Raw genomic sequence first — 24196 nt, 5'->3', positions numbered from 1 at the left:
GATACGAGAAGCAGGAAACCAACAATAAGCGCCAGTATGAGTATCCATAACCGTTTGCGTGTTTTTTCATCTGTTGCAACTTTGACAGCGAGCTTGGCAAGCAGTTTTGCAGTAGTAGGCTCGATGATTCACACCTCACTAATAAACGGAATAGCTGCTTTGGTCTCGGCATCTTCCAAATGGGTATAAGCCGGGTTGTTGACCAAATTACACAATTGAACAATTTCATGCTGCTTTAGTACATGAGTCTGGACTTGTCCGTCCTCAAAATGCTGTACAAGTCGCTTTGCTTTTTCTAACAGGTCACGCTCACCGCTTTCCTGACGTTGCCATAAAATCAAGTAAAACTGCCGTTCGACGACTTCACCGGATAAAGCTAGATTGTTCATCTCAGCAATTTCTTGCCGCAGTAGTTCCTTCTGTTTTGGATCAGCAGCGGGAAGTGCGGAAGCCAGCTCGGAAATGAGAGGAGAAATATCCACCGGACGGCTAACCGCAAGAAATTTGAAGGGAAAGCGGATGGAAGATAATTCGGCTGTCAGTTTTTGAATGAGTAGTTTTTTCTCTGAAGCACTGAGCAAGTCAAGACTGATAGGGAAAATCCGCAAATAGCATAGTAGCCAACCATCCTGTGTAAAAAGGAAATTCCCGCGAATATCTTGTACGTTCACGAATTGTTGAGCCGTGTGACCGTTCTGGCTCGTTTGTTCCCTTGATTTGGGTTTGCTCGATTTCAGGTACAATAAAACAGCCCCCCCACCGACAAGGCAGAGGAGCAGGATGATAATAGGCAGCAGCATAGAAGCAGCACCTTCTTTCTATTTGGGATTCTGGGGAGCAATGTGCCAGTCTGAGAAAAGATTGCCAGAAATCGTAATCGTACTTTGTAGTTGAAGCGTCAACATCCCAGCAGGGGTCCATGCATCCAGGATGCGGGTAATGGGGGTGTAACGGCCGTCAGGGAACCAGATGGGAGTAAAATGAACCCGGCTATTATAGGTGGAATATTCATTGGGCTTTAGCCAAAAGTTGGCGTTATATCCTGGTGCTTTAACGTCGTGCAGACGCCAGTATTTCTGATATGTGAATTCAGGAAAGTAAGAGAGGGCATGTTGGGCGCCGGTGATATGACTGCTTGGCGAATTGGAGGATAGTGAAGTGGTGCTGTTTATCTCAATGCCATAACCGGATTTCAATTGACTGGTTGCGCGAATAGGAGATTTGGAATCAGGAGCAATGGACTGGCTTGCGGATAGTGAGGCGGTGTAGCTTGTACGATGGTAATCCCACCAGCCTTCGTCTTTCCAATAACCGTGATCTTGCCAATATCCACTGTCCTTTCCGGAGCTGTGCCATTGCCAGTTTGATTTCCATACCCAATATTCATGCCAGAGCGCTGACCATACACCCCAGGAAGTTGAGGTTTTACCGGAATAAGCAGGGACAGAGGGTAGTTTAAAAGCGGAGTTTCGATCTGTGGCTTTAGGATCGGGAGGAGGGTTTTGATCTAAATCTACAATAGCTGCTTGGATGACATTTTCGCTTAAGCTGCCATCTGTGGATCTGACCTGAATAGAAACTGTTTGTGGTGTGCTGGGCGTTCGCCACTTTACCCATACAAGTTGACTATCTCCCTCGGGAATAACAATATTCGTCACGGTGAGGCTACTTCCTATAATAGAAAAGGTTACGCTGGCGGGCGCTTTGGGATTAATCTGATTGGAAGTGGAGAGAACAACGGAGGTAATGACATCGGTATTTGTTCGATACTCAACATGGGTTTTAACAGGTGGCGGGGTAGTCGGAGCATCCTTGAAACGGACAATACCAATACCCAGAGAAGATAAGATTTGGTCATTACTCACACGACTGCTGGTTGAACCGTTCCAAGCAGGAAAACCAAGATCAGGGGTTTCGAGGAACATTGCCAACGGTAAATTCTGATGAGTAAGGCTGGTCATTTTAGAGCGCAAACCGCCACTAAGAATTTGATCGTACAAGGCTGCTTCATGAGCAGTCATCGCCATTTTTGTACCTTGGAAGGTAATATAGGCGATAGGTTCAAGGAGAAGTTTGTAATTTCCGTTTATTAACGTCTCATAATCAATATGAGTAGCATTTGCAATTCGTTTGGCCATATATTCCGAGCAAAAATACTTTTTTATCTCTTCAAGACTAGGGGTGGCTCGATTTGTCTTAATGATGTAAGGAAGCTTTTCATCAGGCTGAACATACGTATAAGAAGCGGTGGAGGGACGCAAAGTAGTCCCATTTCGATAATGTACTTTGCTGTATTTTCCAAAATGAATAAGTGATTTTGAAGGAGTGCGATTTGTAAAATCAATTGGAGCTGTGACAGGAGTCTCATCACTAGCTCGGATAACCGTCACTCTAACGCCTTCATCATTTGTATTCCAGAAATTTGTCCCGGTGCCATTGCCCATCCCGCCGCCACCATTATCAATATTTCCTTCACCGCTTCCATCAGCATAGATGATAGTCGATGAGAACATCACAGCAATGATAATTAAAGCAAATACAGACTTGTATAATTTTCTCATTACTTATAACCCTCCCAAAATAAAAAGGCACAGCTATGAGAATGAGCTGTACCTTTTCTTGAAAATCTATGTTTTCGGTTTAATCCATGCTTCCGACTTGTTTATTAATATCTCCTTCATTGCCAGTATCAATTTCCTGAGTCCCGCCTCCCTGATCCTCAACCCAGCCAAAGCCTGGAACATAAACCTGACCTTTGCTATTTTTATCCCCGGCTTTTGGTGTGGTAGTCGTTTCTTTATTTGGGTGAGTTTCTTTTTCCTCGTACTGAGGTGGAGCAGCAGGAGATTGCTCTTTTTCCGGCTCCTTTACCTTGGGTTTAGGTGGCTCTGTAGGTTGTGCTGTCTTTTCCGGTTTCGTAATCTGTACTTCAACATGCTTCTTCTCTTTTTCCGGTTGAAGAACAGGTGTTTCAGATGTTGTTGGCTCAGACTTGGTTGCAGAATCAACACTAGGAACAGATGTAGAGTTGGTAGATTGTGAATCTGAGGAAGACGGAGTGGAAGAATGCTCGGTAGGGGGTGTCGAAATTTCTGGTACTTTGATGGCAGGAGAAGTCGATGTTTCTGGAATTACAACAGCTTTAGACGGAATCTCATCCTCGGCATGCTTAGATACTCCGTTCCATATGGTCCATGCACCAAGGGCTAAGATGATGGTAATTCCACCAGCAAGCAGCCAGGACTTTCTTTTCATATTTACCCAACTCCTTTATATTGAAATATCTTATGTGAGATAGAGTTATATCTCTATCATACTGTATAATTCTGTAAATACCAATAGAAACATGGATGTCAATGAGTGAATAATTTTGTTGGAGCATGTTATTTACTAAATCGAGGTCGATATACAGCCTGTATGGAGAGATCTGCTTCCATTGGAGGCAAGTGACTCCAGCCAAAGGATAAAGGAACCTTTAGATGGATTACAGCCTGAGCGGTAAATTGTCGAATGTTATTTGGATCACTTGGGGCAAAAGGGGCATTGAGGATCGTTACAGTCAGGTTGGACAGTGAATATTCGAGCTGAGTCCCTGTTCGCTTTACATATTGGCCGTTTTCTGGGATCAATCCTAGTGTTTCAGTGAGCTGTGAGTAAATATCACCTGTGGAAAGCTGTTCCGTCCATTGGCTTGAGGAGCGGCCGAAACCACCGGAATAGCTTTGGCGAAGACCCGGATATACATTGCTGTAGTTTTCTGTTGCTACGGAAATGATGGCGCTTTGGACAGCATCACGAACACCAGCAGCGATGATGGTCAGGCGCAAGTATTCATATACGGCGCAGGAAACAATCAGCACTGCCAGGACAATGGCTATCACTAAAGGAAAGCCGCTTCCGGAACGATTTTGCCAGAAACGTTTCACTTCCAATACACCTCGCTTTTTCCACTGGCCTTAGCGGTTAACTCAATCGGGAAAGACCCAAAACTACCGAATAAGCCAATATTAGTGGACGTTTGCAGCGTAACAGAGATTTCCTCATTAATCTGGATTGGCCCTGTTTTGCTCCATGTGATCGTAGGACGAAGTCCTGTCTGCATTTGCAACTTTGCTTCACGTACTGATGTTTCTAACCCGACTCTGCCAGAGATTTCGGCCTCACGTACCAATTCAGCTGCGAACGTGTCTAGTTGATGTTTTGCAATAAATACAGGCAGCACCTTTACGACCAGCGCAATACATAGCATGATAGCCAATATTAGGACAACCACATCTATATAGCCCTCGCCTCGCTTGTTGGTGAGAAACTTCATAAGGAGACTCCTTTCTACATGGAATTGGACGAGAGGCTAAAACAACTTGCTCATCGCCTTCATAATCTCCATGCCCAAGATGACCATGTACATCAACATGAAGCACATAAGCATATAGAAGGAATATTTGCGGATTTTGCCCGGACGCTTCATAGCGATAAGCTTTAGTCGTTGAATTTCCATGATTTTAAAATCGTGGGCCAGCATTTCAAAGTACACAACGCCTTGATCGCCGCGCATGACTGCCAGTAGCCCCCGCACGACATCCGAAAGCATGGTGCTGCCAATACGCGCCTCCAACCGCAAGAGTGCCGTTTCTTGATTACCGCTTTTCATATCGGCAATCGTCATCCAAAGTTCACTTTGCAAGCTGTCGCCTGCATGTTTGGCGTAAACCTCAACTATACGCAGAACATCCCTTGAAGCTTTTAATTCTTGGGCAACCGTAGCGACAAAGCGCGGCAGCTCCACTTCGATTTGCTCCCGCTTTTTCCTTACAATCTCGTTTGCGCTTCGAGATTCCTTGAAAAAGATAGCAATAGCGAGGAAGACAAACACAGGGAATACGAGCGGCAAGAGCGGTAGCAGAAGCAAACCGCTTCCGAAAATAATCGTACCTTTAACAATGGCACCGGCTATATAAGCTTCTGGCGTCGTTTGAATCCCCGCTGAGCGCAAGGTCGCTGCTGTCTTTCGTTTAAAGTAGTCGCTAAGTATCATCTTCCCTGCCAGCCACGCAGACAAACGAAAGAGAAGCGCTTGAACGGATGAATCTTTCTGCTTCCCGATCTTTGCCACCTTGAGGATGGCACGTGTAGATGCAATTGTAGGTAACTTGAGCCAAGTAGCTAAAATCAAATAAGCCCCGACCGTCATAAACAAGTCGAAGCTAACCAACCATCCTATCATTGACGTTCACATCTCCTTTAGCGCTCCCATTCATCATCTGAAAGCTCATCTCCAATTTCATGCCCCAACTCTTCGAAAGCATACTTAATGGATCGTTCACGGGCTGTTGCTGTAATAACTTCATAAGAAGGAGCCTTTTCCGCTACACGGGGCATTTGTCCCAATTCAGCCAAGGAAGCAAAGTTTGTACCGCCAATAATGATATGATCCAACACGTTAATGTGGAGCGGATCAAATATGGTGACCATCCGCTGTGTCAGTATCATATCTTCATGAGATGGTGTTGGAATACCGCTTGGATGATTGTGAGCTAAGATGATGGAGGAGCAATCGCAGTTTAATGCAGCTTTCAATACGCTGCGTGGATGTACAAGTGCTTCCGAAACGCCTCCCTCGGAAATGATACGCGTCTCAATGACTTGATTTTTAATATCGAGGAAAGCGGCCATAAATTGTTCCCGATCCTTAACACCACTTAAAAAAGCGGAAAAATAGCGATGAGCTGATTCGGGACTAGAGATTTTCTGTTTTGCATTTTCCTCTTCCCACTGCAGAACTCGATGAGAGCGGAGAAAGGCATTGAGCTGCTCCACCTTGTGAAGCTGTTTCGTCGTCAATTCTAATGCGTATGGATGCTCAACTGCATTGAGTAAATTGTTATGAGCCCCATATTGCTGTAGTTTGCGGAGCGGGATTCCTGTCAACTTATGAAGAGATTTCACGTAGTCCGCAATCATTAGTTCATCGAGTGGAGGAGTAGCCATCAGGTATCTATTCCTCCCTCCATAGCCTGTAACACTTGTTTTACCGCCTTTAATTTCTCTAATAATTCAGCGGACAGGTCCCAATCTTCTAGTCTCTTCCAAAATTGAACGGTTCCATTCTGTGACATTAGCCTAGCTAACTGCCCCTGCTCTTGAGGAGAAACCTCCAGCAATTCACCCAACATGTTAGTTGTTTCGGATGCAGACATCGTATCACTCCTCTATCGTTTGTACTCCAGTGGTCGGGTTAAACGGATGACGGCTGCAAAAGAGACAAATAGCGTTACACTACATAGTGCCAAAATAATCTGACCCGGTGTGCTGGACGTCAAGGTGACGAACCAATCCCGATTTAGGAAGTAAAGCAGCGGAATATTGCCCAACATGAGCAGTGCCATGGTGATATATTCCTTTAACGGCTCGTACAGAAGGTAATCGAGTTCGGCTGAGACGACACGCATATCCGATAACTTGGATACAATAGGCATAAGAGTTGTTTTTAACGTCCGGTCTTCTTGGCAAGCAATCAAAGCATCACACCATTCCTGAAATACGCTATCATGGATTCTACCCTTGAGCTGCTCCAAAGCAAGGCGAAGATTTGCATGAATAAGCTTAGATTCCGCTAAAAATGCCTGAAAAACATCAGCGATAGGGGGATTCAAGTATGGTACGTTTTCATCTACTGCGGCCAATATATTTTCACTTCGCAAATAGGAGGTCGTTATGATCGAGAGTGCCGTTTCCAGTTCAGTATGGAGTCGTTTTTTATAGAACGTTGAAGTAAACAGTACCAGCCAGAATGGGATGAGCGCAAAGCCTGCTGCCAGGACTGGTACCAGCCACATGTTGTCTAGCAGTAAGGCTAATACCGCACCGACGATGGTCAGCCCAAGAGAAATGACGGTGAGTAGTCCAAACTTGTCAGATTGTCCTGTTTGACTAAGAATCGTTTTCGCTTCCTGAATGGTGGCACGCCAGCCCTTGAGTTTTTTTGGATGTTGAACAGTACGGATACGCTTGCCGATAGGAAGCTTGCGAGGCTGAACATGAGTTAGCAGATGAGCAAACTCTTGAAAGAAAGTTCGTGGAGAGAGAGTGAGCAAAAAAAGAATGCCAGCGGAAAGGCCGAAAAAAGCTAGAAGTAGTAGTAGAATCACGCGTTTTCACCTCCGAGCAACATGTCGAGTTGAGACAGCGGAAGTCCATTTTCGAGCAACCGTTTTTGAAGGCTAGGAGAAATGTCGTTAACCTTCTCGTAGTCACCCTCAATAACGGTTTTTCCGGCAATTTCTTTTGTGGTATGAACTGCATACCGATAGAGAGTAATAACCTCACGATTGCCATTGGGTAGAATACAGCACTCCGTTACTTCCATGATGCGCCGCGAATTGTCCTCTAGCTTTTTAACAAACAATACTAAGGGAAAGGCTTCTGTGACGAGGTTGTACAACGTGGTATCGTTCATTTCATATTTTTGCGTACAAAGCGTTACCATTCGGTAGTACGTGGAAAGGCAGGAGTTAGCATGGGTAGTCGTAATAACGGTATGCCCTGTACGGGCAGCTTCTTGGGCAGCAAAAGCTTCGGCGGATTTCATTTCCCCTACGCAAATGACATCGGGGTTGGCAGTCAGGGCAAACTCCAGTAACTTCTCCTGGTCAATATGCTGACGAGGGTCTTCGCTGGAGCGGGTAACCGTATGCACGACATTGTTTAATACATGGCCTGAATCATCGACAATGACCAGATCAAACTCTCGTGCGCCTTGCTCAATCGTAAATATCCGTTTGTCATAGGGGATTGTAGATAGCAGCCAGCTCATTAGCGTGGTTTTTCCGCTTCCTGTCGCTCCGGTTACACACATGGACAGGCCATAGCGCAAGCAAAGGCTTAAAAAATCGAGCATCGTAGCGGTTGCTGTTCCGTTTTGGATAAAGTCCTCTCGTGCCAGCTTCTGTGGGTTAATAATCCGAATGGAAGCGGCAATGCCTTTTTCCTTATCTGTAACTGGTGGGCCAAACACGGTAATACGGATGTTGTTCGCCAAGTGGCCGCGCACGATAGGTTGCGAGTAATCGAGAATCATCCCTGACTGATGCAGCAGCCGGCGAATAACATCGACAGCATGATCGGGTGAAGTGAACTGTTCATCGGCTGGCAGGATGCGTCCATCGGTATAGCTGATTTTCACATCGTTATAGCCGTTAATATTGATTTCCTCAACCTCTTTGGCAAATAAATAGCGAGTCAAAAAGGAGTATTCAACCATCTCGGCGTAGAGCCGAGTAATCAATTCGTCAAAGGAAATTCCCGGAACATGTAGCCGTTTGTCCGTCAAATATTGACTCATATACGAAATTAACTGTTGTTTTTGCTCTTCTGGCTTGTGACTCATCAGTGTGGCATATTTGCCAGACAAGTAGCCCTGTACGTCTTGCAGGACATCAGTAAATGCCTTAGATTCGGTGGCTGTGAAAAAAAGAGAAGCGTTGTTCATTACTTGTCACCTCGGCGCTTCGGCCATAACTGCTGTAATCGGAGGAGCAATCTTGATAAAGAAATAGAGAGGTTCTTCTTCTGTCTTGGTGCGGAGGATGGCTGATCCTCAGGGTGAAGCTGAGCCATGATGAGTCGAATTGCTTTTGAATATTCGACTGCTTCTTTGCCAGAACTTTCATCCAGCAATCGAGCAGCAGCCGCTTGTTGTTCCAAATCAGGTATATGAGGGAGCATCACCTGAATACCACCGAACACCTGGCTATACTCTCGGCTGTCCTGCCCTGGCTTTACATTGGACAAGACAGAAACCAAGGAGGCACGGCGGAATCTGGCATCAGATACGAGCGGTAGATAGGAAGCGTAAAACATCAGGCTTTTCAAGTCACAGCTATGCAGACGAACGACATGATCTGCAAGCTCCAGCGCAACGGTGGAAAGTGGGTCAGCAGAGAGAAAGCTGCTGCAATCCACCAATACGACATCTGCCAAATGGCGAGCCAAGGTCAATAGGTCTACCGCACGTTCCCGATTGTAGCTGGCATAGGTAAAGGCGTTGTCGCCCTTCTTATAGCCAAAGAAGGCAATGTGAGGCGACACGTCCAGTGGCAGCGCATAACGAAGCAAGTCTTCTTGTGTTAAGGCTGGCAGACTAAGCAATTCTCCAAGAGAATGATGGTTAGCAGCTCCCTGTGGGGCAATTGTAGATACGGAAGGGCAGAGTGCGTCGCAGCAGAGGACAAGCACATTTTGCTTCTGCGCGGCGAAGGCTTGTGCCAACTTGACCGTCGTGACGGTTTTGCCGCTGTTTGGGCTGCCCCAAACGGCTATCAAGGATTTATTGCTCATGAGCACCCTCCTCTTTCTGTGTCATCTTGGAAGCAAAGTAGGCATCCTGTTGATCGGTAAATGCCTTTGCAGTGTTGGCATCACCGCGATAGACGAGCGCTGCATGGAGCTTGCTCTTTTTCTCCAGATCAGCTAAAAGCTTGGCCTGTTCAGGCGTGACCAGCATAGTTAGTGTTGAAGGCAGCGCCTGTTCGTCCTGCTCTTGGTCAGGTTGGTTATTTTGTTGTGCATCATGTCCACTACTTGTTGTTGCAGCCAAAACCTCCACATATTGCAACTCCGGCAGAAGAGTTGTAGTACGAAGTTCACCGTAATCTGAAGCGATGATCGTCACGATATCGCCAGGCTGGAGCTTACCGGACAGCCCGGCAGCGAGGCTTTTAATAGTGACGGAAATAGCCTGTTTATTTCCGTCCAAGCGGCTAAGATATGCATCTAGCGGGGTGTTGGATAATTTGGAAGGCAGGATATAATCGTTTCTTTTTAGGTCAACAGCAGCGTACTGACCAATAACGGCTTGAGATGAAGTCAATACTTCTTGGGGTAAGTGATACGCTCCTACCTGAACAGACTCGATTTGATCGGCGGTAATAATAGCGCCTTTCGGAACGTCTTTAGCGAGACGGACGATAGCAATCTGCTCGTTGCTTGCCTGGTTTAAAAGAGGGGCTATGCCCAGGGTGAGAATAAGAGAAAACACAATACAAACGATGCCCACGATTGTGCGATTTCGGAACCATGATTTCAATAGAAAAACCTCCTTGATTCTTGGGATAGACGTACTTATTTAATGGGAAAGGATATAGGCTGCAATTCCACCAACAGTAAGAAAGGGAGCCAAAGGTAATGCCATTTGCCTGGTTGAATGGATGCCATGACGGAAGAAAGCTCCTAATGCAAACAGCAGTACCAGTGTCAGACCGAGTATGCTTTGCAGCGTTCCGTAGATAGGACCGAGTACAACGCCGCAAGCAGCCATCAGTTTGATGTCACCGCCGCCGATTTTTCCACCAGAAAAGATCGCCGCTAATAAATAGGGCAAGCATGTGATGAATAGGCCAATTAGGGCAGTGAATGGAGAATTGTGAATTAATCCCATGCCAGCGATAACCAGTGACAGGCTATTTGGGATCTGATGTGTTCGGAGATCGTAGAAGCTTGCAATAAGCAGCAATAGGATAAAACATAGGGCTTCTATGTTTACCATGCTCATAAAGGAAACTCGTCCCATTCTGGTAAAGTGCGATAAGGATAATGTTTCTGGCTTTTCTTGAACTTCGCCATAAAACGTAGTTGATCCAACACTGACAAGTTATGCCGATCTTTTGTTGTGATCATGACGGATGCTGCTACTCCACTTAAAAAGGTGACGACAGCGAAAGGAACACTGCCTTTAGCTAGCCAGATGATAAAGGCGAGAGCAATCGCCAACATGGAACCAATGGCGCTCTGCCATAATTGCTGTTTGCCAAAACCGGAGAACCATTCTGTTTCTGGCTTAACACCCATGGGGATATATAAAGTTTGAGGTTCTTGACTCATACAAATGTGGTCTCCTTTCAGAAGAAAATGGAAAAAATAAAAAGCCTGTATGACGAAATCTCTGCAGACTTGATATAATAGAAATCATAGAATTAATAAAATTAATAAAAATAAGAAAATTAAGAAATGGAGGAAATGATAGTGGCTGAATCCTGGAACAAATCCTACACACTCATGCACAAAAATGAACCCGTGGCTGAGATTGAGCTGGATGAAGCAACAGTCTCCATTTCAGCGATTGGACAAGTCTATGCAGCCGGGCATGTGCCAGTGGGCATACCTGTTAAGAAGGGGAAAATAGATCGCGCGGCACTCAATGAATGGTGGCGGGGACGAGCGATTCCGGCTAGTCGTGACGGAATTAAAGAAGCGCTGCTTGAATTGAACTTGTCTGCGACACAAAAACTGTTAGATAAAAGCTACGGACTTAGTTTGTCCGATCAATATTGGATTCGTCCATCTGCATCACAGTTGGAATGGAGTGCCATCAACTTCTTTCACAATCCTTTTTCGGAGGACGTAGGGAATGTATTGTTTGGGCAAGGTTCATCTGATGCGATGAGTCTGATGTCGCCAGACAATACCTCTGATGGCTGGTTGAAAAAGAAATGGGCGATTATAGATGGCAAGCGTTGTTTGGTGAAAGGTGGAAGCGGCGCGACTCAACAGGAGCCGTACAATGAGGTCATTGCCAGCAAGATCATGGAGCGATTGGGGATACCACATGTTCCTTACACGTTGATGGAGCAGGAAGATTACCCCTATAGCGTGTGCGAAAATTTCATTACTCCTCAGACCGAACTCGTTACAGCATGGTATGTGATGCATACTAGCCAAAAGCCAAATCATATATCGGTCTATCAACATTATGTGAACTGCTGTGAAGCGCTGGGCATTACCGGCATTGTGGAGTCACTTGACCAGATGATGGTGGTGGATTATCTGATTGCCAATGAAGATCGACATCAGAACAATTTTGGTGTGATTCGCCATGCAGGGACCTTGGAGTGGATTGGACCAGCGCCGATTTACGATAGTGGTTCGTCACTCTGGTTTTCTAAGCCGCTTGGTCTGATTCGCGCAGATGGCAAGCTGACTTGTAAACCGTTCAAGCCTGATCACAATGATCAAATTAAGCTGGTGACATCCTTCGATTGGCTAGATCTATCTCTACTAGACGGAATTGAAGATGAAGTACGGAACATTTTCCGTGGTTCGCTCTTTGTAGATGAGACCCGTTGTCATGCGATTTGTCAGGCTCTGCGTGGGCGCATTGAACGTATGCAGGAAATCATTTATAGTCGTGAACCACAGGTTTGGGTGGACGATCACAGCACCGATGTGAAAGAAAATATTGCGTACAGTGGTTTGCAGGAAGAAGACGAATGGGAAAGATAAGATAGACGGTTTGATGTTCAATTTTAACTGTAACGTCTCTACGAAGATAAAATCGTAGAGGCGTTTTTGTGGTGCTAGTTCCATATCGTTATTAGCTGTAGTAAAACAAGATTAATTCCTTCAACTGCCAAATGCTTTCGGCAAGAACATAAAAGATGATCACATTGCGGGCGCGTTTTTTATATTTACTGGATTCTTCATCTGCCCCAGATAGGCGGATCATGGTGTAGATGAAGCGGAAGGCACAGCCTACACGAATGAGGAGAACAACAGCCTGGGCCAATTCCTCTAGTGTGGTCATCGTCTAGCCTACCTTACTTAGCTTACGGGCCATGCCGATCAGTTTGACACTGTGATAAACGTTGTTCACCACACCGCCTCCACCGCCCGTTGTAATGAGGAAGTCGGACAGGAATCGTGGTGTGCGAATGGCTAACATCATGCAAGCCATACCCCAAAATACATGGCTTTGCAGCATTAGACCAACACCTAGCTTAGCTAAGGCGATTTGAATGACGACAGCCAACATGGATTGGGTGAATTTTTGAGCATAGGCACGGAATACGCCCTTATCGTTGTCTAATAGTCCCGCGCAAGCTAAGGGAATACCCACTCGCAGAATGAACATCTCCAGCCCCCGCATCAAAAACTGGAAATAGAGAATAAAAAAGCAGACAATGAAAATCAGACCAAACACTGCCGTAACCAACCCGGCTGATTCCAGCGCTTCGACCCATAATTGCCAATCGTAATTGGTAGATTGCCCGATTGCACCAAGTAGGCGATTGGTTAAGTCTTCTACCATGCTGCCAAGCCAAGTGTATATGGTTGGAAAACAGACGGCAACCGCCATTGCACGAAAGAAATTAGTAAGCAGAAACAAGGGTTCCTCGTCCGGATCGCCATCCGTCCACAGGACATAGATTTCAAATCCCTTTTTTAGAAATTTGAGAATCATCAGCGCTACACCAAAGGAAAATACAATATCGTACAGGTTTTCGAGCAGATTCGCTCCCGTGGTCAAGGTCATGTAACGTTCAGCATAAAGCGAAATTGGAATAATGTCTTTCAAGAGCGTATCCATGTACATTAAGGAACCATTCAGTAAGGCGATAATAAGAAATAATATAATTTTCTCCAAAGGTGAGCCTCCTTTTTGCAAGAAGCGGCGTGAACCGCTCCTTGCCGAAAGTAGTTGGGAAATTAGCGTTTGTAGTTAAACATATCAATAATCCGCTGATTTAAAGTAGGAAGGATTGTTGTGCTAAAGAGAACGTACAATCCTCCCAGTATCAATGCACCAATAACGACACCAATCAGGATTTTTACAGCCGTGTCAATGAAACCTTCGCCGCGGCGATTACGAAGCACTGATTTTGTCATGACCATGGTATACATGCTCTTTTCTTTTACTGCCTTCATCCATTTTTTCATTTTTCATAACCTCCAAGTTAAATTTGAATGAAAAAGAGCCTGCCGCATGAGGCAAGCTCGATTTACTTGTAGTAACCGATGAGAATGTTTAGGGTAGCAGAGCCAAGGACAGCACCGATACAAGAGACGACAGCAACAATGATGCGGTTATTCCACTTCTTGGTGTCCATTTCATCCGCAGCAGAGCGACGAATACAGAAATAAATAATGAGCAAACCCGATACGATAGGCGCTAGAATCATCAGCCAGGTAGTAACGTCACCGATCAGCTTTTCAGTTCCAGTGACGAGCTTACTTCCTTTAATGTCCCCTGATGCCAAAACAGAGGGAGAGTCTAGTAAAAGCCACAGGGCTGCGTAAGCACTTACGATGAGCTGCCGAAAGTATCTATTGCCACCCATTAATCGTCGAAGGAGGGCGGCATTCCCCCAGCGGAAGTGGCCGCTTGTTGGCGTTGCCCTGCCAGTTGTCTTGTAATATCCTTTTGGTAATAAATCCAGATGTTCCACAGTTTCACCTCCTCTCTCGTATCCGTCAGGATAGGTCGCCGTTGTTCCCGTTCCTCCCGAACCTTGCGATTATGCTCTTTGTCTCCGAGGCCCATCATGCGATTGAATGCCCACTGGCTCAGATCAGGGGAGAACATCATGGCGGGATGGGAGCGGGAAAGAACAATCTGATAAGGACGAGATACGCGGCGTACCTCATCAACTGTTAGCAGCTTGCGCTCCAGCAAATTGAGCGAGTGGGAAGTGCTTGGTGTGGAGTATTTACCGTGGGAAGCGGAAATCTGATAACTGGAGGTCGTGTATGTTCCCAGCTTTTCACTAATTTCTCGCAGCGTCTCCAAATCGTCAGCCTGCAGATAAATCCAAGTCTGGCAGTTGCTCTTGATGGTGCTGGCTGCATGGTCGTCGTATTTTTCCTTGAGCTGTTCGAAACTCTGCAAAAATAGATTGAAGCGCATTCCGCGCCCGCCACCAACAGTGAGCTTGTTGGTGAAGTCGGCAATCGGCGTGAAGTTCCCGAATTCATCCAGAATGAAATTAACCCGCCGTTCCAATCTCCCGCCGCGCACGTCAGCTTGGGTGGTCAACAGCTCATAAAGCTGAGACACCATTAGCGATGCAACGGGATAGAAGGTCGTTTTTTCATCGGGCAAAATAATAAAGAGCGCCTGTTTCTCACGACCAAGGTCAGCCAGAGAAAAGTCGCTTTTATGGGTAATGGCATAAATGGATTTAGAGGTGAACAGCCGGAGGGTGGTAAGCGCCGAAGTATAAAAACTACCTTTGGTACGTGAAGGGGCAATGTCAGAAATACTAAGCAAAGCACGTGCTGGATGCTGTTGGGGCAAGCGCTTGATGTACTCCTGCATTGGCGTTTTGTTGCCAATTTGCTTATTCATTTCTGCGAGAAACCAGTATACGTTGGTCAGGTTTTGATATTCGGGTCGTTTGATATTGTCCCACACGACACTGAGGATGGAAGCCGCAATGACCGACATTTCGCCGTTTGTCCATATCTTCTCGCCTTGCGCTTTACCTACCAACACCTGTGTCATATCCCAAGCGAGCATTTCTGCTTGTTCTTGATCGCCAGCAAGCGTTGCGTCAATGACAGGCTGCAACAGGTTATAATGGTGGCTTTTTTCAGGATGCCGAAAATCCAGTGTCCACACGGTATAACCCAGCTTTTTCAAGAGAACATGACTATAGTGGTAAAGCTCGGCTTTCGGGTCACTGATGACCATCGACTCTCCAGCCAACCCTAGCAGACCAATGGATTGCAGCACGACTGTTCGCGACTTGCCGCTACGGGTTGCACCTATACAGAGAGAATGTACATCATCACCAATATAATAGAGGCGCTCCAGGTTACGTTCTTGTCGCTGGCCAAGAACAATTCCACCAGAAGAAACAACAGGAGAAGATATGAGGAGCTTGTCCATTTTACTCGGTGGATGCTGTCTTGGAATTCCTTTCGGGTGGTTCAACTGCATCGGTAGACTCCTTCTTATCAATTGGATGTAAAAACGATAGATCGTCATAGCCAGTGTCGATCAAATGACGGATGAATGGATGCCGAAGGTCAACCGTGTGACTTTCAAACAAGAGAGGCATCTCCTCCTCACGCATCCAGCGTGCTGAACCGTGCTGATGCTGTCCGACTGGAACAGGCGTTTCAATTCCCGGGGCAACTTGCTTTAGCTTGCTTTGATAAGGCTGACTGTTCGCAAGAAAAAACAGGACTGAAAGCACCATCACGATACCCTGAAAGCAGAGGAACAGTAGCAGATGGGCTTTCGTGTGAAGCAGGCTGCTTAGGCTATCGCTTAATGAAGGAAAAGCCAATGTCTTTGTGGTTCCAGACAAAAGCTTATGCAGGGCTGTGGTGAAAAACAAATTGAAGATGGCACCAAAAGCAAAGAACAGCAATGAAAGCCAAAGCTTGGGTTTGAGTGTCACCACTCCATTCCCTCGCTAGGTTCAAAAAATGTCTCGGCAGACTCCCTGGCTTGGAGGACAGGGGAGTGGTTCGATTGAACATAGGTTGATGAAAGATGTGTATCTGTATCTGACTGAAATGGCTCGTGTTTAGCAGCGTGATCGAGTTGTACTTGTAAAAAGAGCGACTTGGGGGCCGGGCAATCATGAATATGTCCCCATTCCTCTGAATGCAGGTTATGCATCCCGACATATTGGGGGTAATCATCGCAGAGCGTGTGGAGCAGACTATCTTCATTAATGATCTGAGCAAGCACGCCAGGATGCGAGGCCGACAGTTCATAAACTGGGATGGAACAGTCATTAATCGGAAAAAAGTAGTAGTCGCCCTGACCAGAAGCGTGGTGGAGGGCCATATCCGACAATACTTGATTCCCAGCAGTCTGATGTACAGCAAGCTGCTCCACGCCATGCCGTTCTGCTAAGTAAATTCCATTGTCCCAGCGCTGATAGGAGTTAAACTCTTTAGCTGCTGCGTCTTGTGGGGGGTCAAATTCTCCAAAGTATTCGGGGGCAAAATAGCGACCTTCCTGAGCTAGTTTGTCTGGATTGGCTATGACTTCACTAAGCTCCGGATAGTTGATTGCACCTTGCTGAGCTAACTCATAGGTGGGAACAATGCTTTTAACATCATCAAAATAGATGTGGTCGCCCTGTTGCTGACCCAGCTTCAACGCTTCCTCACTGAGCTTTTCCCTGGCGAAATTGGCATCCACTACGAGTCCCTGATTGTGTTCAGCTTGCAGGGCGTAAATATTCAGCCCAATTTCAACGCAAGTCAAGATGGTTCCCCATATAGAGGTCTGCGGTTGTGGCATAAGAATCCCTTCTTTCTACAATGAATGCGGATAAGACTTAGCGTGACAGTTCGGTAACATCCATCACATCAGGATTACCGTCAAGGTCATGAGAAAATTCGGTATCATAATTTAGATGAATGTCCCTTTCTTTCAGCGCAGGTAACAAATCTTCCAGACGATCAATCAGGATCTGTACCTGTTCAAATTGCTCCATCGTTTTGTCATTGGGAGTAATAAGGAACTTGACCATTTCATCGTGGATGAGTACCAGTTCAGATTCGCTGAACAGTTTGCGTGCATCGACTAAACCGCTACGGGCGGCGAAGTTTTCCATAGCTTCATCTTTGTTGTAAAAATACTGCCGTTGAACGGGCACTTGGTTGTCCGGGGCCAGACGATAAGTGGAAAAGACATACTCAAATAGTGGGTGATGTTTGCAGGCCAGTATGACATCGCCATGTTCACAGAGTTTATATACGCCATTTGCGATTTTTTCGGTCTTGTCGTGATATGGCTTCTCCGTGCAGATTCCTAATTGGAATGCTGTTTTTCTAGCTAAGTCATGGATACTACTCATCAGCCTGTCCGAGACAGTGACAAATGGATTCTTCTCAATGCTGTCCATGCGGGTGAAGAAAGCAATGAGCTGTTCTCCTTGATAAAGGTCAGCCAAGTAGTCGGCAGAGGTGGAGCGGCGAACTTCAATACCTTGAGTGGTAAGCGCAGCAAAAAAGGCTTTATAAAATTCTTGTTTGCTTTTCATATCGTGTCACTCCTATAAGTCAGTACGAGGAGGTGTTTTTTCTCCTGTTTCTTCACGATGGTTTGCATTCTGATTCAATGAGTTTGGGGGAACGGAAGTTTTCGATTGGGGCTGTTTTTTGGAGCTGCGATGAGGGTGATGCGGAGGTTGCTTCATCATCTGCTCAAAAGATTGCAGCCGACCATTTGTAAATAGCATGGTATCTTTCCTTTCAAGTAGCGAGTATTTGTCCACAGGGGAGGGGTGTTATGCATAAGTTATCCAAGATATTGTCCAAAAAAAACGCTTCTCATAGCGTGTTTATCGATCCAATCCCTGATCCTTATGCCGTAACAGCCACTCCTTTTTTGCTTGTTTTGATAAATCTCCTCCGATCACTTTCAATTTTCCATCCAAATCCAATTGAGCGGTCATCGTTAAGCCTTCCATTAGATGAAGCAGCTCTAGTAGAAGCTGCTCTGCCATTGCTGTCTGCCTCTCAGCTTGATAAAGGTGAAAATCAACGTCTTTTTCTAATTTAATAATTGTCCGAATGGTGGAGAGGATGCGATTGGCAATACGCTTTTCAGCTTCAGCCTGATACTGGATTCGCTGTTTCTCAAGTTGCTCTGGATCGGACGTATACAGCCTGCTTAATTCCAATTTGGCCTGCACGTACTCTTCTGTCATTTGAGATAAATAAGGGTTGGCCTTCAGTAAATCCTGAACCAGCTCGTCCACTTGTTTTTTTGTATCTGGTGGCAACAGCTTGTAAGCGAGCCGGCCTGTTTTCGGCATGTGATTACGTAAATCCATGAGACGTGAGGCAAGTAGCGTAATCGTTTGTTTATCCACCAGATGATGTTTGGGGAGATGAAGTAAAGAATCCTCATCCTTGTCTTCAAAGTGTTGCTGAAATTCTCGAAATGCTCTGGGACTTAGTGATTTCATATGGGATTCAAACTGTTCAATAACTTGATCCGTGATTTCCGTTATGCCTGACTTAGCCAGATCACGTTGTTCACAAAATACTTTGATTTTATAAGCAAACGTGTCTTTGATGAGCTGTTTGCGGATTCGGTTTGGAATTTCCGGATGGGTAAAGTTTTTCATGATCGTCTGATTTTTGTCCCAAAAGACAACATGTAGATGGGGATGATCTTTCTCATTGTGGAAGGCAGCAGCCCAGCATAGATTTTCAGTTCGGATTCCGTTGTGAGCGGCGAGGGTGGCCATATGCTGTTCTGCATACTGCTGCCAAGCTGCAAAATCATTCAAGTCCAATTCCATCGCTGTTTCTGTGTGAAAGGAAATAACGCTTCGATACATGTTCTTTCCTTCTCGTGAAATATCTCGGGCAATTCGAGCGACTTCTTGCCAAGATTGATAGGTTTGTAAATGGCCTGGCTGCATTTTGCCGAAAAGTCCGTGAGGCAAGTTCTCATGTCGGATAGCACCGGGGCGTGTGGCAATGTATCCGATATGGACATAGTTGCTAACGGGAGTTTTGTGGTGGTTGGGATGGAAGAAGCGCTGCTTATAAATCAGGACTGACAGTGGTATCACCTCCGCGCAATCGTTCAATATTTTGCTCGAAGGCATCGCCAGACAGAAACAGTTTTTCGGCATCGCTCAGTTTCATCTTGGTATACTCCACAGCAAGCTGTCTGGCCTTCTTTTCAATTTCTCGAAAGGTCGTATAGCGGTTGGTGTCGATGAGATCCGTGATAATTGCGATGGTCGAATAGTACGCCGCGGCAGACATGATGAGGTCTTTGCTGGCGAGTCCAGCCAGTCGATTGCTGAGTCCACCGATTGCGATGTTGATCTCCTGACGGATGATAGTGGTGAGGAAGTCAATCTCCTGTGTGTAGGACTCAATAGACATGCCTTTCTGCACAAAGGCTCGTACTACATCCGCCATGGTAAGGTGTTTGGAAGCCGCATACTTTTTCAATGCTTCATATTGTTTCTTGGGTAGTTTGACGGTAATTTGCACGGTCTTTTCAGGTTGAGCCAAGGGCCTCACCTCACTTTAAGCAATCTACATGCGACATTCGATTATCGGGGAGAAACATCAAAAAATGTCGGTGGAAGCTCTGCTTCCACGCTGTTTCTTACGCCAAATGACATTTGGCTATTCCTGCCTTTACACCACTCCCAAGCGTCCAAAGGGCGGGCCTCTTGGAGAGTGGAAGGGCAGAATGCTTATCCCGTGAATGAGATAAGGGAACTTCATGTTGATCCACTCCTTTGATATAAATAATAAAAGCCATATTCATTCAGAACATGGCACATCATGGGTAGCTAAAAAAGCATGATATTTTGATGAGTCCTAGAGGATTTTGTCAAAAAAATGGAGGATTTGGCAGGACTTTCGAATCATTCTATAGAATGATTTTACTAGATAAATAGAATAGGAAGGCATAGGGATACACACAATAGTTTGTTGGGAGGGAATTGAATGTATATATCTGCTCTGAAAATTGCTGGCTATAAGAATTCCAAAGAAAAGTCCATTTTGGCGCTTAATAAGGGACTTAATGTCTTAGTAGGTGAAAATGGATCAGGAAAAACTACAATAATTAATGCTTTAAGGCTGGCCTTAAAAGAAAATGAATTTTCATACATGAACATAAACGAAGATGATTTTTATAGATCGTTGGATAAAAGTTACTCAGCTTCTGAAATGAGAATTGATCTGACGTTTGATGCTCTGAGCCCTAACGAAAAAGTTACATTTCTAACTTGGTGTGATGCAGATTTCAAAGCCCAATTGCATCTGGAAGTTAGTTCAAATCCAAATAGAAAAGGTTATTATAAAAAAGATGTTTGGGGTGGATCTTCTAAATCAAGTGCTTTTGAAGAGGAGACATTTGATTGTATAGACTGTATTTATCTTCCTCCACTACGTGATGCAGAGGAGAAACTTGTTAATGGAAAGAAATCAAGATTAGCTCAGTTATTAAGAAAGCAGTATGGTGATAAAAAGGATGAGTTAGTAAAAAGCGTAGAAGATTTTAATAAGCAAATTACAAACAATGTTGGGAATAAATACAACCAAATAGAAGAGGCAAAATCTAATATTAATATGAAACTTGAAGAGACTTTGGGGCAAAGATTTGGACAAAGTATTAATTTGCAATTTTCGGAGTCTACTTTTAACAAGATTGTTGAGAGCATAAAGATGGTTTTCTTTCCGGGTATTAAGGAAGAAGACCCAGAAAAGTTTAGAGATATAGCGACCAACAGCTTGGGATACAATAATTTATTGTACATAGCTACTGTGTTTGCTGAATTTGAATTATTAAAAGAGAATAACATGATGACTGTTTTGCTTATTGAGGAGCCGGAGGCCCACTTACACCCTCAATTACAAATAAAATTTATAAAGCACCTTGAAGAGATTACGCAAAAAAGTGAGAATTTACAAGTTATTGTAACTACACATTCGCCAGTTCTTGCATCATCTATTGATATTGACCGTTTAATTCATGTTACGCAACAAGAAGGGAAAATTAACACGATTTCATTGAAAAATATTGATTTGGGTAATAGTAGAAGGTATATAAATCGCTGGATGGATGTAACGAAGTCTACTTTGTTATTTTCTAAAGGAGTTATACTTGTAGAGGGAATTAGTGAGGCTATGATTATCCCTTCTTTTGCTAAAATTGTTTTGGCACACTACAATAAGAATGCTTTAAGTAGTGCAAAGTCTATGTTACCTAATTCATTAGAAGAAGCTGGTATTTCTACAATTAATATAAGTGGGGTTAATTTTAAGCATTTCCTAAAATTGTTTGCTAGTTGTGATTCTTCTGTTGGAGAAGAACATTTACCTATTTATTGTTCTGGAATAACAGATAATGATCCACCCAAAGAAGAAATTATCGTTGGTGACAAGGACGGAAAGCCAGTAATGAAAAAAGTTGAAGTATATCCAAAATGGAGTGATAACCCATTAGGTGAGAACAGCGCAATAACCTTGATATCTGAAATCGAGTCAAGTAAGTGGGGAAGATTATTTGTTTCTCCACTTAAAACATTTGAATATGATTTGCTCATGGAAGGAAATATTTCTGTAATGGCTAAAGTTCTTCAGAATGCCTGGCCCTCTGATAAGGGTAGTGTGAGTAGTACATGTAAGGTCATTGTTGATAGTAAAGATGAGTACGCAGATGATAATTCCCAAGTTGAGGATGCTAAATATATTTTTGAACATATTGAAAGTAAAGAATTGGGCAAAGGAATTTACGCACAAGAGTTAACGTACTATCTTGAAACAGAGGTAAGTAAAATTGAAAATAATAATGATCTTGAAGATTTAGATAAGTTAAGCAAAATAAGTGATCTTTTTAAAGTTCCAAATTACATTAGTAGAGCAATTCTCTGGTCTTGTGAAGGAGTAGAAGTAGATGGATAAAAAAGATATGGAGCAAATGATTTTTGAATCATTAACTAGTAAACAGTCATCTGATACATATCATTCATTTATATCTTGTAAAGTTGAAGAGAAAACCAAGCAGCAGCTAGAGTATGTGCTTTCACCTATTAATGAAAATATTTTTCTTGAGGCATGTGCAGGTAGTGGGAAAACAGAAGTTGTTGGTATGAAAACTGCTTACGAAATTAGTCGGTGGAGTGGAAAAAACAATGGTCTAGCTGTGCTGACTTTTACCAATGAAGCCACTGATACAATAACCCAGCGTGTAGAACAATTTACGGGATCTTCTTCATTGTACCCACACTACATAGGAACGTTAACTGGCTTTATACATGGTATGATTTCTCAGAAATTTGGATATAAATTTTTTAATCATAAAATGAAAGAAACTGACACGACATATAAGTTAATTGATAAAGATATTGAGATATACAGCAACCATTGGTTAAGTAACTATGTCTTGCGGATTCCAAGAATAATTAGTCATAATAAGAAAATGAAGCTATTTGCCAATCAGGTATTTTTTGATCCTCAAGTTAAAGATTTTGTTATTCGATTATCAGAAAACTCTCAAACAAGTTTGACGGAGTATTATAATTCCGATAAATTCCAACAATACGTAATTAATCTTCGGAAAGAAAAAGGGGAAGACTGGCGTTATCAGCTTGATTATTGGAAAAAAGAAATTAGAAAAAGCAAATCAAAGTTTTTGCAAGATGGCTTTGCGAATTTTGAAGATATGAACTATATGGCATACTGGATTCTATTAAAAAGCCCTGAAATTGCTGAGATCATAGCAAAGAAGTATCCAGTGATATTTATAGATGAGTGTCAGGATCTTTCTTGGATTGAAATAAATATACTTGATAGTATTGCGAAATGTGGTTCTTATTTGCATTTTATAGGTGATCTTAATCAAGCTATATATGAATTTAAGAATGCTGATCCAACATACACAAGAGAATTTATTTCGAAGTTTCAAAATTATAAATTAACTGATAATTTTAGAAGTTGCCATCGAATAGTTGAAAGCGCTAATAGTATTCTTAATATAGCATCAGATATTATGGGTCATTCAGAAGATAAATTATTTGATGACAGTGTATGTTATCTAGAATACGATGAGTTAGAATCATTAAGAGAGCGTTATTCGAATTATTTGAAACAGGTTAATATTCCAATTAATAAAGCAGCAGTTTTAGTCCGACAACAAACTTTAAAATGGGCTCTTGAATCATTTAACAATGGAAGTAAACATTTATTAATTGATGCTATTCAGTATTGGCTTGATAATAAACCTTCATCGCAGTTGAATGCTATAGATCTAGCGGGTAGATACCTCCAAAAGCACTTTGGTGGAGCTAAAACCAAAAAAAACTATCATTGTCCCGCGGATGTTGACTCTGTTTTTAGTTGGAGAATTTTCATTAAAGATTTTTTAGATGAATGTTGTAAATATCCAGAACTATTAAATATCTCTAATCGACTATATAAAGATTGGTATGCCGCTTTTAACTCAATCTCAAGTGATATTTTTCGAAATTCATATACTTCATTGAGAGGATATGATTGTAAGGAACGCGACTTTCTTAATTTGACTCCTTACCGCACCCCTTCAGGAACTGCGAATACACTTATTTCTTGTTCTTATTCCAATGACAATAAGGTGTTACCTTCAGTTCATACGATTCATTCTGTTAAAGGAAAAGATTTTGACAGTGTAATGGTTGTGTCAAGTCAAAGTAATGGAAGCGGTTATTGGAAACAATGGATTGAAAGTAGCGGTGAACCCAAGAGAATCGGTTATGTCGCAAATACGAGGCCTAAATACTCTTTATTATGGGCCGTTCCAGGATTAAAGGATAAGGATCGAAGCAAGATAGAATCATTTGGATTTAAGCGGATTAACTTTAAGGATGATAAAGAAGTGATTAATAGAAATGAGGAACTGGTGGGAAAATAAGTTATTAGAATTAAGGGGTGAAAGACT

Annotated in this window: 27 protein-coding genes; 3 read left to right on the top strand and 24 right to left on the bottom strand. The window is 43.6% G+C overall.

Annotation, left to right across the window (positions count from 1 at the left end):
• Positions 1 to 128: 128 nt before the first annotated feature.
• From D328_RS0114420 to D328_RS0114355, 14 genes are all read right to left on the bottom strand, one after another.
• Complete coding sequence (locus D328_RS0114420) at positions 129 to 800, bottom strand: hypothetical protein (RefSeq protein WP_018885736.1); 672 nt, start codon at positions 798 to 800, stop codon at positions 129 to 131.
• A gap of 18 nt (positions 801 to 818) precedes the next feature.
• Complete coding sequence (locus D328_RS0114415) at positions 819 to 2561, bottom strand: hypothetical protein (RefSeq protein ID WP_018885735.1); 1743 nt, start codon at positions 2559 to 2561, stop codon at positions 819 to 821.
• Positions 2562 to 2640: 79 nt separating this feature from the next.
• Positions 2641 to 3255, bottom strand: coding sequence for a DUF6550 family protein (locus tag D328_RS30310; protein ID WP_018885734.1), 615 nt, complete (start codon positions 3253 to 3255; stop codon positions 2641 to 2643).
• 128 nt (positions 3256 to 3383) lie between these two features.
• Positions 3384 to 3926, bottom strand: a complete 543-nt coding sequence (locus tag D328_RS0114405) for a hypothetical protein (protein WP_018885733.1) — start codon at positions 3924 to 3926, stop codon at positions 3384 to 3386.
• Positions 3923 to 4315: a DUF4320 family protein gene (locus D328_RS0114400; protein ID WP_018885732.1), complete on the bottom strand. Its 393-nt coding sequence runs from the start codon at positions 4313 to 4315 to the stop codon at positions 3923 to 3925. Before D328_RS0114400 ends, D328_RS0114405 begins: the two co-directional genes overlap by 4 nt.
• A gap of 36 nt (positions 4316 to 4351) precedes the next feature.
• Positions 4352 to 5224: a hypothetical protein gene (locus D328_RS0114395; RefSeq protein WP_018885731.1), complete on the bottom strand. Its 873-nt coding sequence runs from the start codon at positions 5222 to 5224 to the stop codon at positions 4352 to 4354.
• Between the two features lie 17 nt (positions 5225 to 5241).
• The gene (locus D328_RS0114390; RefSeq protein WP_018885730.1) at positions 5242 to 5988 is read right to left on the bottom strand and encodes a JAB domain-containing protein; all 747 of its coding nucleotides are present in this window, start codon (positions 5986 to 5988) and stop codon (positions 5242 to 5244) included.
• A complete protein-coding gene (locus tag D328_RS0114385; protein WP_018885729.1) occupies positions 5988 to 6197 on the bottom strand; it encodes a hypothetical protein in 210 nt (69 codons plus the stop codon). The genes D328_RS0114390 and D328_RS0114385 overlap by 1 nt, the downstream gene beginning before the upstream one ends.
• A 12-nt stretch (positions 6198 to 6209) precedes the next feature.
• Entirely contained in the window at positions 6210 to 7148 is a 939-nt protein-coding gene (locus D328_RS0114380) for a hypothetical protein (RefSeq protein WP_018885728.1), read from the bottom strand.
• Positions 7145 to 8488, bottom strand: coding sequence for a CpaF/VirB11 family protein (locus D328_RS0114375; RefSeq protein WP_018885727.1), 1344 nt, complete (start codon positions 8486 to 8488; stop codon positions 7145 to 7147). Before D328_RS0114375 ends, D328_RS0114380 begins: the two co-directional genes overlap by 4 nt.
• A complete protein-coding gene (locus tag D328_RS29165) occupies positions 8488 to 9336 on the bottom strand; it encodes a ParA family protein (RefSeq protein WP_018885726.1) in 849 nt (282 codons plus the stop codon). The genes D328_RS0114375 and D328_RS29165 overlap by 1 nt, the downstream gene beginning before the upstream one ends.
• On the bottom strand, positions 9326 to 10084 hold the full coding sequence (gene cpaB / locus D328_RS0114365) for a Flp pilus assembly protein CpaB (RefSeq protein WP_018885725.1): 759 nt from the start codon (positions 10082 to 10084) through the stop codon (positions 9326 to 9328). Before cpaB ends, D328_RS29165 begins: the two co-directional genes overlap by 11 nt.
• A 39-nt stretch (positions 10085 to 10123) precedes the next feature.
• Positions 10124 to 10549 (bottom strand): prepilin peptidase, encoded by a 426-nt coding sequence (locus D328_RS0114360; protein WP_018885724.1) that lies wholly within the window; start codon positions 10547 to 10549, stop codon positions 10124 to 10126.
• Positions 10546 to 10878, bottom strand: coding sequence for a hypothetical protein (locus D328_RS0114355; protein WP_018885723.1), 333 nt, complete (start codon positions 10876 to 10878; stop codon positions 10546 to 10548). Before D328_RS0114355 ends, D328_RS0114360 begins: the two co-directional genes overlap by 4 nt.
• Before the next feature lie 141 nt (positions 10879 to 11019).
• Here D328_RS0114355 and D328_RS0114350 point away from each other — a divergent pair, with 141 nt between their 5' ends.
• The gene (locus D328_RS0114350) at positions 11020 to 12276 is read left to right on the top strand and encodes a HipA domain-containing protein (RefSeq protein WP_018885722.1); all 1257 of its coding nucleotides are present in this window, start codon (positions 11020 to 11022) and stop codon (positions 12274 to 12276) included.
• Positions 12277 to 12367: 91 nt separating this feature from the next.
• Here D328_RS0114350 and D328_RS0114345 read toward each other — a convergent pair whose 3' ends face one another.
• From D328_RS0114345 to D328_RS0114305, 10 genes are all read right to left on the bottom strand, one after another.
• Positions 12368 to 12577 carry a hypothetical protein gene (locus D328_RS0114345; RefSeq protein WP_018885721.1) on the bottom strand — a complete coding sequence of 70 codons (210 nt, stop codon included), beginning with the start codon at positions 12575 to 12577 and terminating at the stop codon, positions 12368 to 12370.
• Between the two features lie 3 nt (positions 12578 to 12580).
• On the bottom strand, positions 12581 to 13417 hold the full coding sequence (locus tag D328_RS0114340; RefSeq protein ID WP_018885720.1) for a conjugal transfer protein TrbL family protein: 837 nt from the start codon (positions 13415 to 13417) through the stop codon (positions 12581 to 12583).
• A 62-nt stretch (positions 13418 to 13479) separates the two neighbouring features.
• Complete coding sequence (locus D328_RS0114335; protein WP_018885719.1) at positions 13480 to 13710, bottom strand: DUF6133 family protein; 231 nt, start codon at positions 13708 to 13710, stop codon at positions 13480 to 13482.
• 62 nt (positions 13711 to 13772) lie between these two features.
• Positions 13773 to 14111, bottom strand: a complete 339-nt coding sequence (locus D328_RS0114330; protein WP_018885718.1) for an Mbov_0395 family pilin-like conjugal transfer protein — start codon at positions 14109 to 14111, stop codon at positions 13773 to 13775.
• Positions 14111 to 15712: a VirD4-like conjugal transfer protein, CD1115 family gene (locus D328_RS29160; protein ID WP_051091147.1), complete on the bottom strand. Its 1602-nt coding sequence runs from the start codon at positions 15710 to 15712 to the stop codon at positions 14111 to 14113. Before D328_RS29160 ends, D328_RS0114330 begins: the two co-directional genes overlap by 1 nt.
• Positions 15663 to 16181, bottom strand: a complete 519-nt coding sequence (locus tag D328_RS29155; RefSeq protein ID WP_205622128.1) for a hypothetical protein — start codon at positions 16179 to 16181, stop codon at positions 15663 to 15665. Before D328_RS29155 ends, D328_RS29160 begins: the two co-directional genes overlap by 50 nt.
• Positions 16175 to 17035, bottom strand: a complete 861-nt coding sequence (locus tag D328_RS0114320; RefSeq protein WP_018885717.1) for a hypothetical protein — start codon at positions 17033 to 17035, stop codon at positions 16175 to 16177. The genes D328_RS29155 and D328_RS0114320 overlap by 7 nt, the downstream gene beginning before the upstream one ends.
• A 37-nt stretch (positions 17036 to 17072) precedes the next feature.
• Positions 17073 to 17780, bottom strand: a complete 708-nt coding sequence (locus tag D328_RS0114315) for a hypothetical protein (RefSeq protein ID WP_018885716.1) — start codon at positions 17778 to 17780, stop codon at positions 17073 to 17075.
• 300 nt (positions 17781 to 18080) lie between these two features.
• Entirely contained in the window at positions 18081 to 19388 is a 1308-nt protein-coding gene (gene mobP3 / locus D328_RS0114310; protein ID WP_154659066.1) for a MobP3 family relaxase, read from the bottom strand.
• A complete protein-coding gene (locus tag D328_RS0114305) occupies positions 19297 to 19779 on the bottom strand; it encodes a hypothetical protein (protein ID WP_018885714.1) in 483 nt (160 codons plus the stop codon). The genes mobP3 and D328_RS0114305 overlap by 92 nt, the downstream gene beginning before the upstream one ends.
• Positions 19780 to 20223: 444 nt before the next feature.
• Between D328_RS0114305 and D328_RS0114300 the strand changes: the two genes are divergently transcribed.
• Both D328_RS0114300 and D328_RS0114295 read left to right on the top strand, forming a co-directional pair.
• On the top strand, positions 20224 to 22185 hold the full coding sequence (locus D328_RS0114300) for an ATP-dependent nuclease (protein ID WP_018885713.1): 1962 nt from the start codon (positions 20224 to 20226) through the stop codon (positions 22183 to 22185).
• Positions 22178 to 24169, top strand: coding sequence for a UvrD-helicase domain-containing protein (locus tag D328_RS0114295; RefSeq protein WP_018885712.1), 1992 nt, complete (start codon positions 22178 to 22180; stop codon positions 24167 to 24169). Before D328_RS0114300 ends, D328_RS0114295 begins: the two co-directional genes overlap by 8 nt.
• Positions 24170 to 24196 lie beyond the last annotated feature (27 nt).

The sequence above is a fragment of the Paenibacillus massiliensis 2301065 = DSM 16942 genome (assembly GCF_000377505.1).
Lineage (GTDB): Bacteria > Bacillota > Bacilli > Paenibacillales > Paenibacillaceae > Paenibacillus > Paenibacillus massiliensis.
The sequence above is the reverse complement of the archived record's forward strand: the minus strand, read 5'-3'. Positions and strand labels throughout refer to the sequence as shown.

Excerpts from the sequence above, each read along its gene's own strand:
- D328_RS0114420 (WP_018885736.1), bottom strand. The coding sequence starts at position 800 with ATGCTGCTGCCTATTATCATCCTGCTCCTCTGCCTTGTCGGTGGGGGG.
- D328_RS0114335 (WP_018885719.1), bottom strand. The coding sequence starts at position 13,710 with ATGAAAAAATGGATGAAGGCAGTAAAAGAAAAGAGCATGTATACCATG.
- D328_RS0114315 (WP_018885716.1), bottom strand. The coding sequence starts at position 17,780 with ATGAAAAGCAAACAAGAATTTTATAAAGCCTTTTTTGCTGCGCTTACC.
- D328_RS0114390 (WP_018885730.1), bottom strand. The coding sequence starts at position 5,988 with ATGGCTACTCCTCCACTCGATGAACTAATGATTGCGGACTACGTGAAA.
- D328_RS0114385 (WP_018885729.1), bottom strand. The coding sequence starts at position 6,197 with ATGTCTGCATCCGAAACAACTAACATGTTGGGTGAATTGCTGGAGGTT.
- D328_RS0114395 (WP_018885731.1), bottom strand. The coding sequence starts at position 5,224 with ATGATAGGATGGTTGGTTAGCTTCGACTTGTTTATGACGGTCGGGGCT.
- D328_RS0114330 (WP_018885718.1), bottom strand. The coding sequence starts at position 14,111 with ATGGGTGGCAATAGATACTTTCGGCAGCTCATCGTAAGTGCTTACGCA.
- D328_RS0114320 (WP_018885717.1), bottom strand. The coding sequence starts at position 17,035 with ATGCCACAACCGCAGACCTCTATATGGGGAACCATCTTGACTTGCGTT.
- D328_RS0114375 (WP_018885727.1), bottom strand. The coding sequence starts at position 8,488 with ATGAACAACGCTTCTCTTTTTTTCACAGCCACCGAATCTAAGGCATTT.
- mobP3 (WP_154659066.1), bottom strand. The coding sequence starts at position 19,388 with ATGCCGAAAAACTGTTTCTGTCTGGCGATGCCTTCGAGCAAAATATTG.
- D328_RS0114400 (WP_018885732.1), bottom strand. The coding sequence starts at position 4,315 with ATGAAGTTTCTCACCAACAAGCGAGGCGAGGGCTATATAGATGTGGTT.
- D328_RS0114345 (WP_018885721.1), bottom strand. The coding sequence starts at position 12,577 with ATGACCACACTAGAGGAATTGGCCCAGGCTGTTGTTCTCCTCATTCGT.
- D328_RS29165 (WP_018885726.1), bottom strand. The coding sequence starts at position 9,336 with ATGAGCAATAAATCCTTGATAGCCGTTTGGGGCAGCCCAAACAGCGGC.
- D328_RS0114415 (WP_018885735.1), bottom strand. The coding sequence starts at position 2,561 with ATGAGAAAATTATACAAGTCTGTATTTGCTTTAATTATCATTGCTGTG.
- D328_RS30310 (WP_018885734.1), bottom strand. The coding sequence starts at position 3,255 with ATGAAAAGAAAGTCCTGGCTGCTTGCTGGTGGAATTACCATCATCTTA.
- D328_RS29160 (WP_051091147.1), bottom strand. The coding sequence starts at position 15,712 with ATGCAGTTGAACCACCCGAAAGGAATTCCAAGACAGCATCCACCGAGT.
- D328_RS0114300 (WP_018885713.1), top strand. The coding sequence starts at position 20,224 with ATGTATATATCTGCTCTGAAAATTGCTGGCTATAAGAATTCCAAAGAA.
- D328_RS0114295 (WP_018885712.1), top strand. The coding sequence starts at position 22,178 with ATGGATAAAAAAGATATGGAGCAAATGATTTTTGAATCATTAACTAGT.
- D328_RS0114355 (WP_018885723.1), bottom strand. The coding sequence starts at position 10,878 with ATGAGTCAAGAACCTCAAACTTTATATATCCCCATGGGTGTTAAGCCA.
- D328_RS0114360 (WP_018885724.1), bottom strand. The coding sequence starts at position 10,549 with ATGAGCATGGTAAACATAGAAGCCCTATGTTTTATCCTATTGCTGCTT.